Origin of the sequence: Afipia sp. OHSU_II-C1 (genome assembly GCF_000497575.1) — a bacterium.
Lineage (GTDB): Bacteria > Pseudomonadota > Alphaproteobacteria > Rhizobiales > Xanthobacteraceae > Afipia.
The window spans coordinates 522,641-538,068 of sequence record NZ_APJI01000006.1; the positions used below are offsets into that span (position 1 = coordinate 522,641).

Consider the following 15,428-nt stretch of genomic DNA (forward strand, 5'->3'; position numbering starts at 1 on the left):
CTGCTGCGCGGCGCGCCCGCACTGCTATAGTGCGTGCCTGTCACACACCCTGTCCGGGACCTTCATGCATCCAGCCTTCCAGAACGCCACATCTGCCGTCCCCATTACCTTTGCCACCAAGTCAACCTGGGACACCGTCAGCGCCGCCCTTCCCGCAGCGGCCCGGCGGTTCGCGGCGGCCAATGCTTTCACCGCCAAGCCAAGCCAATATCTTGCTCTGCCCGCTGACGACGGGTCGCTGGCCCATGTCGTGTTCGGCATCGAGGATGCCTCCAGCGAATGGCTCGACCCGTTCCGGCCCGGACAATTGCCCGGCCTGTTGCCTGCGGGCAGCTACAGTTTCGCCAATGCGCCCCACGACACGCGGCTCGCAGCGCTTGCCTTTGCGCTCGGCAGCTACCGGTTCAACCGCTATCGCAAGAACGACGCTCCCGGCGCACGGCTCGTCCCGCCCGACGGCATCGACATGGTTGAGCTGACGCGCATGGCGGACGCCGCGGCACTGGCGCGCGACCTCATCAACACGCCCGCCAACGACATGGGGCCGGAGGAACTCGAGCAGGCCGCGCGCGCCCTCGCAGAAAAATACGGCGCCGGATTCATCAGCATCGTGGGCGACGAACTGCTGGCCGGCAATTTCCCGCTGATCCATGCGGTTGGCATGGCGTCGACACGCGCACCGCGCCTGATCGACATCACGTGGGGCGATGCATCGGATCCGAAAGTGACGCTGGTCGGCAAAGGCGTCTGCTTCGACACCGGCGGGTTGGATCTCAAGCCGTCGAGCGGCATGCTGATCATGAAGAAGGACATGGGCGGCGCAGCCAACGTGCTCGCGCTCGCTCAGATGATCATGGATGCGAAACTCAGGGTTCGCCTGCGTGTTCTGATTCCCGCTGTCGAGAATTCTGTCGCGGGGAATGCCTTTCGCCCGCTCGATATTTTTCCGTCACGCAAGGGCGTCAATGTCGAGATCGGCAACACCGATGCGGAAGGACGTCTCGTGCTGGCGGACGCGCTGGCGCTCGCCGATGAGGAACAACCAGATCTCCTGATCGACCTCGGTACCCTGACGGGTGCGGCGCGCGTCGCGCTGGGGCCTGATCTGCCGCCGTTCTACACCAATGACGAAACACTGGCAGCAGACGTCGCGCGCCATGCCCGCACGGAGAACGATCCGCTGTGGCGCATGCCGCTGTGGATGCCCTACGATTCCTGGCTGGATTCCAAGACCGCAAATCTCAACAACGCTCCGGGCGGTGCGTTCGCAGGGTCGATCACCTGCGCGCTGTTCCTGAAGCGCTTTGTCGAAAGCGCGAAAAGCTGGCTTCACGTGGACATCTACGGCTGGACGCCATCGGCGAAGCCTGCGCGTCCCGAAGGCGGTGAATGCCAGGCCGCACGCGCGATCTACAAGCTGCTGAGCGAGCGGTATGGCTGATTCAAAATCCGCCTTCGATCCGAGGATCACGCCCGCGCGGCCCGATCTCGCGGCGAAACACCTTGAAGGCAGGGTGAACGCCGCGCGATTTATCGAAGGAACAGAATTCGAGGTGTTTGATCCCATTGCGCCGGTCCGGCGCGAACCCTCGCACGATGCCGCCCTGGATACCGAGGCGCTGAAGGGCGAACGCGTGACGATATACGACCGTGACGCGGAAGGATGGGCATGGGGTCAGCTCAAGGCTGACGGATATGTCGGATGGTTCCCCGATGTCGCGCTGGTCCAGCCGCGCTCCACGCCGACGCATAAAGTGACGGCATTGCGAACATTCGCGTTTCCGGGACCATCCATCAAACTGCCGCCGGTGGAAGTCCTGCCGCTCGGCGCGCGTGTCGAAATCGTAAAGTTCGAAGGCGATTTCGCAATCACCGGCCAGCGGCATTATCTGCCCGCGCAGCATGTGGCTTCGCTCGAGACGAATGAGACCGATTTTGTCGGCGTTGCAGAACGCTTTGTCGGTACGCCATACCTGTGGGGCGGCCGGACAAGCCTCGGCATCGACTGCTCCGGGCTGGTTCAAACCTCGCTTGCAGCCGCGGGCATCATCGCTCCACGTGACAGCGACATGCAGGAAACCACGCTGGGAACGGCGCTGCCGTCCTCGCAATGGCATGATCTCAAACGCGGCGATCTGATCTTCTGGAAGGGCCATGTCGCGATCGTGCGCGACGGCAGCACCATTGTTCACGCCAATGCGCACCACATGGCAACCGCCATCGAGCCGATGCAGGCGGCGATCGCGCGCATCAAGGCCGCAGGAAGCGACGTCACCAGCATCAAGCGGCTAGGCTGAAAGATTACATCTCCGGAACAATATTCGGAGCGGCCTCGATGTTGAAGGCGGCGGCGAACAGCGCGCGGGTGTAGTCGGTCTTCGGATTCTTGAAGATATCCGCCGCTGCGCCCTCCTCCACCACCTTGCCGTGACGCATCACGATCAGATTGCTTGCGAGGGAGGCCACAACGCGCAAGTCGTGCGAGATGAACATGTAAGTCAGGTCCCGCTTGCGCTGCAGATCGCGCAGCAAATCGACCATCTGGGCCTGGAACAACATGTCGAGCGCGCTGGTCGGCTCGTCCAGCACCACGAAGTTCGGCTCCAGCACCACGGCACGTGCGATACTGATGCGCTGACGCTGGCCGCCGGAGAATTCATGCGGATATCGGAAGCGTGTCGCCGGATCGAGCCCGACATCCTTCAGCGCTTTGACCACCCGCGCCTCGCGCTCGTTCTCGCCGAGCGATGGCTGATGCACACCGAGACCCTCAGCAACGATGTCGCCGACCGACATGCGCGGGCTGAGCGCGCCGAACGGGTCCTGAAACACGATCTGCATGTCACGGCGAACCGGACGCATCTCCTTGAACTTCAGGCCCTGGATATTCTTGCCGAGGAACACGATCGGTCCGTTCGACGAAATCAGGCGCAGCAGCGCCAGCCCGAGCGTGGTCTTGCCTGAACCGGATTCGCCGACCACGCCGAGCGTTTCCCCCTTGCGCACCCTGACACTGACGCCATCGACCGCCTTGATGTGCCCGACCGTCTTGCGCAGCAGGCCGCGCTTGATCGGAAACCAGACCTTCAAATCATCGGATGACATCACCACCGGCGATTCCGGCCGCGGCGGCGCGGGATCCGGCTTCGGCTCCGCCGCCAGCAGCGCCTTGGTGTAAGGATGCTGGGCCGCCGTAAACACCTGCTCCACCGGCCCCTGCTCGACGATCTTGCCGTTGTTCATCACGCAGACCACGTCGGCGATGCGCCGCACGATGCCGAGGTCGTGGGTGATGAACAGCATGCTCATGCCGAGGCGCTCGCGAATATCGGCCAGCAGCTTGAGGATTTGCGCCTGCACCGTGACGTCGAGCGCCGTGGTCGGCTCGTCCGCAATCAAAAGGTCCGGCTCGTTTGCCAGCGCCATCGCGATCATCACACGCTGACGCTGACCGCCGGAGAGCTGGTGAGGATAGCTGGCGAGGCGCGTTTCCGGTTCAGGGATGCCGACCTGTGTCAGCAGCTCCAGCGTCCGCGCACGCGCCGCCGCGCCGCGTACGCCGCTGTGGAGATAGATCACCTCGCCGATCTGCGCCTCGATGGTGTGCAGCGGATTGAGCGAGGTCATCGGCTCCTGAAAAATGATCGAGATGTCGTTGCCGCGAATGCCGCGAATCTCGTTCTCGCTCATGCCGAGCAGATCCTGCCCCTTGAAGCGGATGCTGCCGGTCGGATGATGCGCCGTTGGATATGGCAGAAGCTTCAGGACGGACAGCGCACTGACCGACTTGCCCGACCCGGACTCGCCAACCAGCGCCACGCATTGTCCGCGCTCGATCGAGAACGAGATCTTGTCGACCGCGACACTCTCGGTTCCGCCCTGACGGAACGCCACCGACAGTTCGCGGACATCGAGCAAAGGCTGGTTGATGGAATCCAGCATGATCTCACCTGAACGTCTTGCGCGGATCGAAGGCGTCGCGCACGCCCTCGCCGATGAAAATCAGAAGCGACAGCATGATGGCAACCGAGAAAAAACCGGTGAATCCAAGCCACGGCGCCTGCACGTTGGCCTTGCCCTGCGACAGCAACTCGCCGAGGGATGGCGAGCCCGGCGGCAGGCCGAAGCCGAGGAAGTCAAGCGCTGTCAGCGTCATCACTGATGACGACACAATAAACGGCAGGAACGTCATGGTCGCGACCATGGCGTTGGGCAGCAGGTGGCGGAACATGATGGTGCCGTTCGACACGCCCAGCGCCCGCGCCGCCTGGATATATTCGAAGTTACGTCCGCGCAGGAATTCCGCGCGCACCAGGCCAACCAGCGACACCCATGAGAACAACAAAAGGATTCCAAGCAGCACAAAGAATCCGGGCACCAGCACCGAAGAGAGGATCAACAACAGATACAGCGATGGAATCGCGGTCCACACTTCGATGAACCGCTGGAAGCCAAGATCGACCCATCCGCCGAAATAACCCTGCACACCGCCGGCCGCGATGCCGATCACGGAGGAGATGATCGTCAGCGTGAGACCGAACAGCACCGATATCCGGAAGCCATAGATCAGGCGTGCAACCACATCGCGGCCCTGATCGTCGGTGCCGAGCCAGTTGTATTCGAGATCGCGGCAGCCGCGCACGCCCTTCTTCTCGACCACCGCCTTGCATTGCGCCTCGGTGAGCATCCATGTCGGCTTCGACGGCGCTGGCGTCGGCAGATCGAGATTATGCGTGCTGTAGGAATAGCGGATCAACGGCCAGATCACCGTGCCGTTCTTTTCCTTGATCAGTTTCTGCAGATACGGATCGCGGTAGTCGGCAGCCGTCTCAAAGTCCCCGCCAAAGGCAGTTTCGGGATAGGTCACGAAGGCCGGGAAATACAGTTTGCCGTCGAACTTGATCAGGAACGGGCGATCGTTGGCGATCAGTTCCGCGAACAGCGAGACAAAAAACAGCAGCGCGAAAATCCAGAACGACCAGTAGCCGCGCCGGTTGGACTTGAAGTTCCGCCAGCGCCGCTGATTGAGCGGCGATATGCCGAGCGGGTGACGCGAAGGCGGCACGGCTTCGCCCATCGGGGACGGGGCGGCGGTCTCGACCGGCGGTGCAGGAGCGATGGTCATACCTCGCGCGCCTCGAAATCGATCCGCGGATCGATCCACATATAGGCAAGATCCGAGATCAGATTCACCACAAGACCGACCAGAGAGAAAATGAACAGCGTGCCGAACACCACCGGATAATCGCGGTTCAGCACGCTCTCGAAACCAAGCAACCCGAGGCCATCGAGCGAGAAGATGGTCTCGATCAGCAGCGAGCCGGAGAAGAACGCATGAATGAATGCGCTCGGGAAGCCGGCAATCACGATCAGCATGGCGTTACGGAAAATATGTCCGTAGAGCACCTGCCGCTCGCTGCATCCCTTGGCGCGCGCGGTCATCACATACTGCTTGCGGATTTCATCGAGAAACGAGTTTTTGGTCAGCAGCGTCATGGTCGCGAAGGCGCCAAGCGCCATCGACACCAGCGGCAGCGTGATGTGCCAGAAGTAATCGGTGATCTTCTGGTACCACGGGAATTGCGCCCAGCCGTCCGAGGTCAGCCCGCGCAGCGGGAAGATGTCGAAGAATGATCCTCCCGCGAACAGAATGATCAGCAGAATTGCGAACAGGAAGCCCGGGATCGCGAAACCGATGATAATGATGCCCGACGTCCAGGTGTCGAATTTCGAGCCGTCCCGGATGGCCTTGCGGATCCCGAGCGGGATCGAGATCAGATAGGTCAGCAGCGTCATCCAGATGCCGAGCGACATCGACACCGGCAGCTTCTCCTTGATGAGCTGGATCACGCTGACGTCTCGAAAGTAGCTCTTGCCGAAATCGAAGCGCGCGAAATTCCACAGCATCAGCGCGAAACGCTCGGGCGCGGGCTTGTCGAATCCGAACTGCTTTTCAAGGCTCTTGACGAAATCCGGATCGAGCCCCTGCGCGCCGCGATACTTCGAGCTGACAGCGTCAGCCGATGCGCCCGCCTGCGGCCGTGAGGCGAAATCGCCGCCGGACGATCCGGAAATGCGCGAACTTGCGCCGGTGTCGGAGCCGGACAATTGCGCAATCACCCGTTCGACCGGGCCGCCGGGCGCGAACTGCACCACAACAAAGGACACGAACAGGATGCCCAGCAGCGTGGGAACCATCAGCAGGATGCGGCGGGCGATATACGCGGTCATGGACTATTTCGCCTGCACGGGCTTGGTCTGCTCGGGCTTTCTGGCCTTTGCTTCATCGTACCACCACAGGTCAGGCGTGCCGACGCCATTGGAATAACGCGGAATGTTCGGAGGATGAGCGAACACATCCCAATACGCAATGCGATGGCTGGCCGAATACCATTGCGGCACCCAGTAACGTCCGGCGCGGAACACACGGTCGAACGCCCGGCAGGCGGTCCGCAGTTCATCGCGGTTGTCGGCCGCGATAATGCGTTCGATCAGCGCATCGATGGCGGGGTTCTTGATTCCAGACAGATTCTGCGATCCCTTGATGTCGGCAACCTGCGACGAAAAGAACGTGCGCATCGCGTCGCCCGGGGTCGAGGACATGCTGAAGCGCTGGATCGCGACATCGAAATCGAAATCGTCGACCCGCGCGCGGAATTGCACCGGATCGACCAGCCGCACGCTGGCGTCGATACCAAGCACACCGAGATTCTTGATGTAGGGCGCATGGTGCGCCTGAAATGCGGGCTCTTCGAGCAGGAACTCGACCCGGAATGCATCCCCGTTCGGCAGCCGGCGCTTGCCGTCCTTGATGACGCATCCGGCATCCTGCAACAATTGCGACGCCTTGCGGAGCAAGGTGCGATCCTGTCCCGATCCATCGGTGACCGGCGGCAGGAACGGCGCGCCAAAGACCTCGTCGGGCACCTGGCCGCGGAACGGCTCCAGTAGTTTGAGTTCTTCCGGCGGCGGCGGGCCTTCGGCCATCAGATCGGAGTTCTGGAACGGCGAGACTGTGCGCGCATAGGCACCGTACATGATGGTCTTGTTGGTCCACTCGAAATCGAACGCCTGGATCATCGCCTCGCGAACGCGCGGGTCCTTGAACTGCGCGCGGCGTGTATTCAGGAACCAGCCTTGCGCCCCCGACGGCGTATCGTCCGGCAGCAATTCCTGTTTGACGCGCCCATCCTTGATGGCGGGGAAATCGTAGCGCGTGTTCCAGATGCGCGCGGTGAATTCCTCACGATAGAGATAATTGCGGCCGGTGAAGCCTTCGAACGCAACATCGCGGTCGCGATAAAACTCATAGCGCACGGTGTCGAAGTTGAAGGCGCCGCGCGACACCGGCAGATCCTTTGCCCACCAGTCCTTGACGCGATCGAACTCGATATACCGTCCTGCCTCGAAACGGCCGACCTTGTAGGGGCCAGAGCCGAGCGGAATGTCGAGGGTGGATTCGTCGAACGGTTTCTTGTCGTAATAAGCCTTCGAGAAGATCGGCAGTCCGGCCACATACAGCGGCACATCGCGGCCGCGCTTGGCCGCGAACGTCACCGTCAGCGTGGCGTCGTCATTGGCTTCCGCCTTGATCATGTCGCGCAGCTGCTGCTGGATGATCGGATGCCCCTTCTCCTTGAGAACGGTCAGCGAGAACGCTGCATCCTTCGCCGTGATGCTGCTGCCGTCGTGGAAACGCGCTTCGGGCCGCAGTGTGAACCGGTATGTCAGCTTGTCAGGCGAAATCCGCACCGAGCGGGCAATCAGACCGTACATCGCATCCGGCTCATCGTCGGCGCGAGCCATCAAGGATGAAAAGGTCAGCTCCATTCCCTTCGCGCCGTCACCTTTCAGAATAAAGCTGTTCAGCGAGTTGAACGTAAAGAACGACTGATTGTAGGCGCGCGACGACGGAACAGTCGAGAACACGCCGCCTTTCGGTGCGCCGACATTGACGTAATCGAAGTTCTTGAAGTCCGCCGGATATTTCAGATCGCCGAAGGCCGACATGCCGTGGCTATCGGGAGCGGCGTCGATGCCGGATTGAGCCATGGCCGACAGCGGCGACCATGCCGCAGCCATCGCGCTGCCGCCAAGGACAAGAACCCGTCGCCGCGAAAGGCCGGTCAAGAACGCTTGCCGATCTTGTCGGCCTTCTCTTTGTCGAACCACCAAAGCGCCGGCAGACCGGAGCGGCCGTATTTCGGAAGCGGCGCGTGGCTGAAGCGATCCCAGCGCGCGTAGCGCGAGAATCCGTAGGTAAATTGCGGCACGACGTAATAGTGCCAGAGCAGCACACGATCGAGCGCCTTGGTTGCGGCCACCAGCGTCTCGCGATCCTTTGCGAAAATGATCTTGTCGATCAGCTTGTCGACGACGGGATTCTTGATACCGATGGTGTTGCGCGAGCCGGGAATGTCGGCTGCCTGCGAGCCCCAGAAATCGCGCTGCTCGTTGCCCGGCGAGAGCGATTGCCCCCAGATGTCCGAGATGATGTCGTAATCGAAATTCCGCACGCGGTTCTGATACTGCGCGTCATCGACTGTACGCACATTCACGGTGATGCCGAGCCGTTCCAGCGACGGCTTGTAGAACAGCACGATGCGCTCGAACGATGGATTATCCAGCAGAAATTCGACCGCGACCGGCGTGCCGTCTTTTTTGACCAGCTTTCCCTCGCGGACTTCATAGCCGGCTTCGCGCAGAAGCCTTGTAGCGTTGCGAAGATTATCGCGCACCTTCTCCGGATCGCCGCCAACCGGATTTTCGTAAGGCTTGGCGATCACTTCCGGCGGAATGTCGCCGTAGACCTCCTTGAGAATTTCGAATTCTCTCTGAACCGGAACGCCCGAGCTGGCGAGTTCAGTGCCTTCGAAGTAGCTGTTGATGCGTTTGTACTGGCCGTAGAACAATTGCTTGTTCATTTCCTCGAAGTCGAACGCATAATTGAAGGCGCGGCGCACGCGCTTGTCCGCAAACAGTTCACGGCGGATGTTGAACGCAAAGCCCTGCATCCGTCCGGAGTCATTGATCGGAAATTCTTCAAGGACGACGCGCTTCTCGGTCACGGCGGGGAAATTATAGGCCGTTGCCCAGCTCTTGGCGGAGGACTCTATGATCCAGTCCGCCTGGTCGGCCTTGAACGCTTCCAGCGATACCGTCGTGTCGCGGAAGAACTCAAACCGCATCTCGTCGAAATTGTTCTGACCAACGCGCGTCGGCGCCTTCTCGCCCCAGTAATTCTTCACCCGCTCCAAGGTGACGGCACGGCCCGCGACAAAATCCTTGATGGCATAAGGCCCGGAGCCGAGCGGCTTCTCCAGCGTCGTCGCGCCGATGTCGCGCTTGCGGCCCTCGCTGTCCTTGCCTTCCCACCAGTGCTTCGGAAGCACTGTCAGTTCACCGACGATGGTCGGAAGCTCGCGATTGCCGGGCGCATCGAACGTGAACTTGATGTCGTGAGAGCCGACCTTCTCCGCCTTCACCACATGCTTGTAGTAGGACGAATACATCGGACTGTATTTCTTCAGCGACTCCAGCGAGAACAGCACGTCTTCCGGAGTCACCGGCTTGCCGTCATGCCACTTCGCGTCCTTGCGAAGACGATAGATCACCCACGAATGATCGTCGGGATGCGATACCGACTCCGCCAGCAGACCATATTGCGTGGTCGCCTCATCCAGAGACCGCGCCATCAGCGTCTCGTAGATCAGCCCAACTGCGGGCGCGATCGTTCCCTTCACGCCGGCGACAGCGAGATTGAAGTTGTCGAACGTGCCGATCGAAATCTGCCGGGCAAGGCCGCCCTTCGGCGCATCCGGATTGACGTAGTCGAAACGCTTGAAGTCAGCGGGATATTTGATGTCGCCGAACAGCGACAAAGCATGTTTCCATTCCGGAGCGGTCTGGGCTTGCGCGGAAGCGATCACGTCCAGCCCCGCCGCTTTCAGCATCGGAACCGTGGCAACAAACGCACCGCTCTGAAGAAGATCGCGTCGGGAAATGCTCAAATTGAATGTTCCTGTTGCTGATCGAAAAACAGATGCCGAGGCAACGTCTTGGCCGATTATGTCGGTTTTTGGATATGACGCCAGCCCGTTGCGGCGCGTTCTTTGCGGCGAAATGTCCGGCTCGAAAACAGCAGCAATTGCAACGCAAAACGGCCAGGCGAACCTGGCCGTTTTAGGATTAAATTTCTGTCACGCGCCGAGCTTATTTGCTGGCGGTCGGCAGCGGCACCGGGGTGTCGGCCAGCGTGCGCAGGTAGGCGATCAGATCCGCGCGCTCGCTGTCCTTGCTGATGCCGGCGAAGCCCATCGCGGTGCCGGGGATAAAGCCCTTCGGGCTGGCGATGAACTTGTTGATGGCATCGTAGGTCCACTTGCCGCCCTTGCCCTTCATGGCAGCGGAGAAGTTGAAGCCGTTACGGCCATGGCCGATCTCGTCGTCAATCACGCCATAGAGATTCGGACCGACCTTGTTCGGGCCGTTCTTCTCGAAGGTGTGGCAGGCGGCGCACTTCTTGGCCGCGGCAGAACCCTTCTCGACAGAGGCGGTCTGGAGCAGCTTCTCGATCGGCTCGCTCGGCGCAGCCGCGGCAGCGGGACCCGCGCCTTCAGCTTCCTTGATCGCGATTTCAAAACCGGGCTTTTCGGGCTTCTTCGGCGAGAAAATCGCGTTGGCAGCCATATTCATGGAGAGGAGAACGAGGCAGGTGGCGAGCACCGCACCCATGATCTTGTTGAGTTCGAAGGAGTCCATTTTCGATCAGGCCCCGAGCCGGAAAGTCGATACATTTAGCCGCGCAGAGCGACCTTGGATTGCTACCGGGAACAGGCGTGCAGCGCAATACAGGCAGCGGGATCGAGATAACGGTTTGCCTGCCTTCTGGCAACCCGTATAAACGCGCCGACCCCTTGAAAACACCGTCATTTTCCTCGCCAACCTGGCGGTCCCGAGCCCAGCGTCTCCCATGAAAGAAACCCGCGCCCTGGTGCTGATTCCCGCCCGCATGGCTGCGACCAGGCTGCCGGGAAAGCCCTTGCTGGACATTTCCGGTCTGCCCATGATCGTCCATGTCGTGCGCCGTGCGGACGCCGCGCGAATCGGCCGCGTGGTTGTGGCGACCGACGCACCGGACATCGCCGAAATTGTCACGGCGCATGGCGGCGAGGCCGTCATGACCCGCGCAGATCATCCGTCCGGGTCCGACCGGATTTTCGAGGCGCTTCAGACCCTCGATGGCGCAGGGCAGATCGACACCATCATCAATGTGCAGGGGGATCTTCCCACCATCGCGCCGGAGGACATTCGCGCCGTGCTGGCGCCGCTTGCCGATCCCGAAGTCGATATCGCCACGCTGGCCGCCGTGATCGCCAAGGACGAGGAACACACCAATCCGAACGTGGTGAAGGTCATCGGATCGCCGCTGAGCGCGACCCGGCTGCGCGCGCTTTATTTCACGCGGGCGACGGCTCCCTATGGAGACGGCCCGCGCTATCACCACATTGGGCTTTATGCCTATCGCCGGAGCGCGCTGGCGCGGTTCGTCGCCCTACCGCCCTCGCCGCTCGAAACCCGTGAAAAGCTCGAACAGCTTCGCGCCCTCGAGGCCGGCATGCGGATCGACGTGACGGTGGTTGACACCGTGCCGCTAGGCGTCGATACGCCTCACGATCTCGAGACCGCGCGGCAGATGCTGGCAGGCAAGGCACCATGACCAAATCGATGAAAATCGCCTTTCAGGGCGAACCCGGAGCCAACTCGCACATCGCGATCCAGGAAGCCTTTCCGGACGCGACGCCGCTGCCATGCGCGACCTTCGAGGATGCGCTGGCTGCGATCTCGTCAGGCGAAGCCAGCCTCGGCATGATTCCGATCGAGAATACGCTGGCCGGCCGTGTCGCCGACATTCACCACCTGTTGCCGCAGTCCGGGCTTTTCATCGTCGGCGAATGGTTTCTGCCGATCCGTCATCAACTGATGGGGCCGCGCGGGGCGAAGCTGAGCGACATCAAGACGGTCGAAAGCCATGTCCACGCCATCGGGCAGTGCCGCAACATCATCCGCAAGCTCGGCATCAAGCCGATTGTCGCAAGCGACACGGCGGGCGCAGCGCGCCTGATCGCGGAGCGCGGCGATAAAAGCTGCGCGGCAATTGCGTCCCGTCTCGCTGCGGATATCTATGGTCTCGACATTCTGGCCGAGGACATCGAGGACGAAGCCCACAACACCACGCGCTTCGTGATCCTCGCGCGCGAGCAGCTTTGGGCCGCGCAGGGCTCCGGCCCGCTGGTGACGACTTTTGTTTTCCGGGTACGCAACCTTCCGGCGGCGCTCTACAAGGCGATGGGCGGCTTTGCCACCAATGGCGTCAACATGACCAAGCTCGAGAGCTACATGGTGGAAGGCAACTTCTTCGCCACGCAGTTTTACGCCGATGTCGATGGCCATCCTGACGACCGCAACCTCGCCTATGCGCTGGAAGAACTGAAGTTCTTCTCAAAGGAATTGCGGATCGTCGGCGTCTATCCGGCGCATCCGTTCCGTGTCGCGTTCACGGAAAAGGCGGCGGAATAAGGCTAACTAGGCCGCCGCCTGCTTGCCGATGCCGAACGCGTCCGCCAGCAGGCTGTACGAGCGCTTGCGCGCATCGTGATCGTAGGTCGCGGTGATGACCATCACTTCATCTGCCTTGCAGGTCTCGATCAGCGGCGTGATTTTCTCCATCACTGTCTGCGGTGAGCCGACGAACAGCCGCGAGCGGTTGCGCGCAATGCTTGCGCGCTCGGCATCTGAGTAGGGATAGGCCTGCGCCTCCTCGATGCTCGGCAGCGGCCGGTATTGCCCGCGGTCGCGTAGCAGACGATTGAGATCGGCGGACGCCGCCAGCCGGTCTGCCTCTTCATCCGTCTCCGCCATGATCACGGCAATCGCCAGAATGGCATACGGCGTTTCGCGCCAGTGCGACGGCTTGAAATGGGCGCGATAGTGAATCATCGCGTCGGCCGCATCGTGCGAGGCGAAGTGATGCGCGAACGCGAAGCCCATGCCGACCTGTGCTGCGAGCTGCGCGCTGTAATCGCTCGACCCCAGCAGCCAGATCGGCGGCAGCGGCGCATCCTCGGGCATCGCAATCACGTTGTTATAGGGATGGCCTTCGGGGAAGTTGCGCGTCTCCCATAACGTCAATTCGATCAGGCGTTCGATGAAGTCGTCGCCGCCGCGTGGATCGAACCGCTGGCGCAGCGCATGCATCGTGGTTTGATCGGTGCCGGGCGCGCGGCCGAGACCGAGATCGATGCGGCCCGGAAACAGCGCTTCCAGCATCTTGAACCGTTCGGCGACCATCAGCGGCGCGTGGTTCGGCAGCATCACGCCGCCGGAGCCGACACGGATGCGCTGCGTCGCTGCTGCGATCTGTCCGATCATGATTTCGGGTGCGGGAGATGCCACAGAGGCGAGGCTGTGATGCTCGGCCAGCCAGTAGCGCGTGTAGCCGAGGCGGTCGGCATGCTGCGCCAGATCGATGCTGTTGCGCAGCGACTGGGAAGGCTTGGTGCCGGTGGTGACGACCGAAAGGTCGAGAACGGAAAGCGGGGTCATGGGGCCAAATTAGTCACTCGTCTGCGCCTGACAAAGCATTCCACCCAGCCGGGTTGTTAAATGTTTGTGGGCAGCTATATGACAGCTAGATTTTATGGGTCAGGAACTGCCCACTTCTCAATGATCGAATTCGTCGGATATATTCTGAAATATCCGATTTTATTGGCAAAAACGCACCAATTCGGCCTCAGAAATTCCTGTCCGGCACGCCCTCCATTTCGAAAAACGGGGCACATTGGGCAATTTCCCACAGCGAAAGCCTGGCGGATGGGCTGTCGGAAACCCCCGGCTTCGCTTATTTTGGTCCGTAAAGGCGAAACGGTGACGAAGTCCGGCCCAAAGGGCGGAATGAAGGCGCACCCAGTTCGCGGAGGCCGCTGCCCATTCCGGCCCCGCGCCGCCATCGAGATGTGGAGTTGAGAAGCGTGACGAGCGAAGCAACCGCCCCGGCCGGATCGCAGGGGCAAAAACGTCCGGCGATTTCCTTCGAGTTCTTCCCGCCCAAGACGGAAGAGATGGAGCGCAATCTCTGGGAAGTCATCAACCGGCTTGCACCGCTGACGCCGAACTTCGTGTCGGTGACCTACGGCGCCGGCGGCTCGACTCGCGAACGCACCCATTCGACCATCGCCCGGATTCTCGGTGAGACCAAACTCACGCCGGCCGCGCATCTGACCTGTGTCGACGCTACCAAGGCGGACATCGATGACGTTGTCGCGCGCTATCATGACGTCGGCGTGCGTCACATCGTGGCGCTGCGCGGCGATCCGGTGAGCGGTATCGGCAATGCCTACACCGCGCATCCCGAGGGCTATCAAAGCTCCGCCGACCTCGTCGCCAGCATCAAGCGCAATCATCCCGATATGGAAGTCAGCGTCTCGGCGTATCCCGAGAAGCATCCCGAAAGCCCCACGCTCGATGCCGACATCGACGCGCTGAAAGCCAAGGTCGATGCCGGCGCGACCCGCGCCATCACCCAGTTCTTCTTCGATAACGATCTCTACTTCCGTTATCTCGACCGCGTCCGCGCCGCCGGCATCACGATTCCGATCGTTCCCGGAATCCTGCCGGTGCAGAACTTCAAGATGGCGTCCAATTTCGCCAAGCGCGCCGGTGCATCCATGCCGGAATGGCTGTCGGCAAAATTCGAAGGCCTCGACGACGACGCCGACACCCGCCGCCTGGTGGCGGCGACGGTTGCCGCGGGGCAAGTGCAGAAGCTCGCCAAGCACGGCGTCGAGAATTTTCATTTTTATACGATGAACCGTGCGGATCTTGTGTTCGCCATTTCGCATCTGCTCGGCATCCGCCCGAACGGCGCGCAGAAGGCGGCGTGATTTGTTGTGGGGCTGCGCAGTTTCTTCCCCCTCTCCCCTTAGGGGAGAGGGTTGGGGTGAGGGGGTTCGGAAGCATCGCGAGACAACGATGACCGACAACACGTCACTTGCCCGAAGACTGCGACGGCAACAAACCGATGCCGAACGCATCCTGTGGCTGCGACTCCGCGACCGGCGGTTGAACGGCTGGAAGTTCAGGCGACAGGTACAGATCGACAGGTTCTTTGCTGATTTCTGCTGCGCCGAAGCAAAACTCGTTATTGAACTCGACGGCGGACAGCATGCGGTTCAAACGACTCAGGACGCAGAACGCACGCAGGTCCTCTCCGCGATGGGCTATCTCGTGCTGCGTTTCTGGAACAATGACGTTCTGACCAACATCAGCGGGGTTCTGGAAGAAATTCTCTCAACGCTTCCACAACACGCTCCGGTCCCCCCTCACCCCAGCCCTCTCCCCGACGGGGAGAGGGAGTAATGTCGAGTCCG

Annotated in this window: 13 protein-coding genes; 6 read left to right on the forward strand and 7 right to left on the reverse strand. The window is 61.3% G+C overall.

Annotated elements, in window-relative coordinates; translation table 11 throughout:
* Nucleotides 1-64 precede the first annotated feature (64 nt).
* Together I554_RS0107800 and I554_RS0107805 are read left to right on the forward strand one after the other, a co-directional pair.
* Nucleotides 65-1,441, forward strand: coding sequence for a leucyl aminopeptidase family protein (locus I554_RS0107800; protein WP_024576955.1), 1,377 nt, complete (start codon nt 65-67; stop codon nt 1,439-1,441).
* On the forward strand, nt 1,434-2,297 hold the full coding sequence (locus I554_RS0107805; RefSeq protein ID WP_024576956.1) for a C40 family peptidase: 864 nt from the start codon (nt 1,434-1,436) through the stop codon (nt 2,295-2,297). The genes I554_RS0107800 and I554_RS0107805 overlap by 8 nt, the downstream gene beginning before the upstream one ends.
* Before the next feature lie 4 nt (nt 2,298-2,301).
* Here I554_RS0107805 and I554_RS0107810 read toward each other — a convergent pair whose 3' ends face one another.
* The 6 genes from I554_RS0107810 to I554_RS0107835 all read right to left on the reverse strand — a co-directional run bounded on the left by I554_RS0107810 (nt 2,302) and on the right by I554_RS0107835 (nt 10,761).
* Complete coding sequence (locus I554_RS0107810) at nt 2,302-3,939, reverse strand: ABC transporter ATP-binding protein (protein WP_024576957.1); 1,638 nt, start codon at nt 3,937-3,939, stop codon at nt 2,302-2,304.
* Between the two features lie 7 nt (nt 3,940-3,946).
* Nucleotides 3,947-5,125: an ABC transporter permease gene (locus tag I554_RS0107815; protein ID WP_024576958.1), complete on the reverse strand. Its 1,179-nt coding sequence runs from the start codon at nt 5,123-5,125 to the stop codon at nt 3,947-3,949.
* Nucleotides 5,122-6,231 carry a microcin C ABC transporter permease YejB gene (locus I554_RS0107820; RefSeq protein ID WP_024576959.1) on the reverse strand — a complete coding sequence of 370 codons (1,110 nt, stop codon included), beginning with the start codon at nt 6,229-6,231 and terminating at the stop codon, nt 5,122-5,124. The genes I554_RS0107815 and I554_RS0107820 overlap by 4 nt, the downstream gene beginning before the upstream one ends.
* A 3-nt stretch (nt 6,232-6,234) precedes the next feature.
* Complete coding sequence (locus I554_RS0107825) at nt 6,235-8,130, reverse strand: extracellular solute-binding protein (protein ID WP_024576960.1); 1,896 nt, start codon at nt 8,128-8,130, stop codon at nt 6,235-6,237.
* Nucleotides 8,127-10,010: an extracellular solute-binding protein gene (locus I554_RS0107830; RefSeq protein ID WP_024576961.1), complete on the reverse strand. Its 1,884-nt coding sequence runs from the start codon at nt 10,008-10,010 to the stop codon at nt 8,127-8,129. Before I554_RS0107830 ends, I554_RS0107825 begins: the two co-directional genes overlap by 4 nt.
* Before the next feature lie 202 nt (nt 10,011-10,212).
* Nucleotides 10,213-10,761, reverse strand: coding sequence for a c-type cytochrome (locus I554_RS0107835; protein WP_006022750.1), 549 nt, complete (start codon nt 10,759-10,761; stop codon nt 10,213-10,215).
* A 211-nt stretch (nt 10,762-10,972) separates the two neighbouring features.
* Here I554_RS0107835 and I554_RS0107840 point away from each other — a divergent pair, with 211 nt between their 5' ends.
* Together I554_RS0107840 and I554_RS0107845 are read left to right on the forward strand one after the other, a co-directional pair.
* A complete protein-coding gene (locus I554_RS0107840) occupies nt 10,973-11,719 on the forward strand; it encodes a 3-deoxy-manno-octulosonate cytidylyltransferase (RefSeq protein ID WP_024576962.1) in 747 nt (248 codons plus the stop codon).
* Nucleotides 11,716-12,579, forward strand: coding sequence for a prephenate dehydratase (locus I554_RS0107845; protein WP_024576963.1), 864 nt, complete (start codon nt 11,716-11,718; stop codon nt 12,577-12,579). Before I554_RS0107840 ends, I554_RS0107845 begins: the two co-directional genes overlap by 4 nt.
* A 6-nt stretch (nt 12,580-12,585) precedes the next feature.
* Here the strand turns inward: I554_RS0107845 and I554_RS0107850 are convergent, their stop codons facing one another.
* Complete coding sequence (locus I554_RS0107850; protein ID WP_024576964.1) at nt 12,586-13,605, reverse strand: LLM class flavin-dependent oxidoreductase; 1,020 nt, start codon at nt 13,603-13,605, stop codon at nt 12,586-12,588.
* A gap of 425 nt (nt 13,606-14,030) precedes the next feature.
* Here I554_RS0107850 and metF point away from each other — a divergent pair, with 425 nt between their 5' ends.
* Both metF and I554_RS26300 read left to right on the forward strand, forming a co-directional pair.
* Entirely contained in the window at nt 14,031-14,942 is a 912-nt protein-coding gene (gene metF, locus I554_RS0107855) for a methylenetetrahydrofolate reductase [NAD(P)H] (protein ID WP_024576965.1), read from the forward strand.
* An 88-nt stretch (nt 14,943-15,030) separates the two neighbouring features.
* A complete protein-coding gene (locus I554_RS26300; RefSeq protein ID WP_034473688.1) occupies nt 15,031-15,417 on the forward strand; it encodes a DUF559 domain-containing protein in 387 nt (128 codons plus the stop codon).
* The last annotated feature ends 11 nt before the right edge of the window (nt 15,418-15,428 follow it).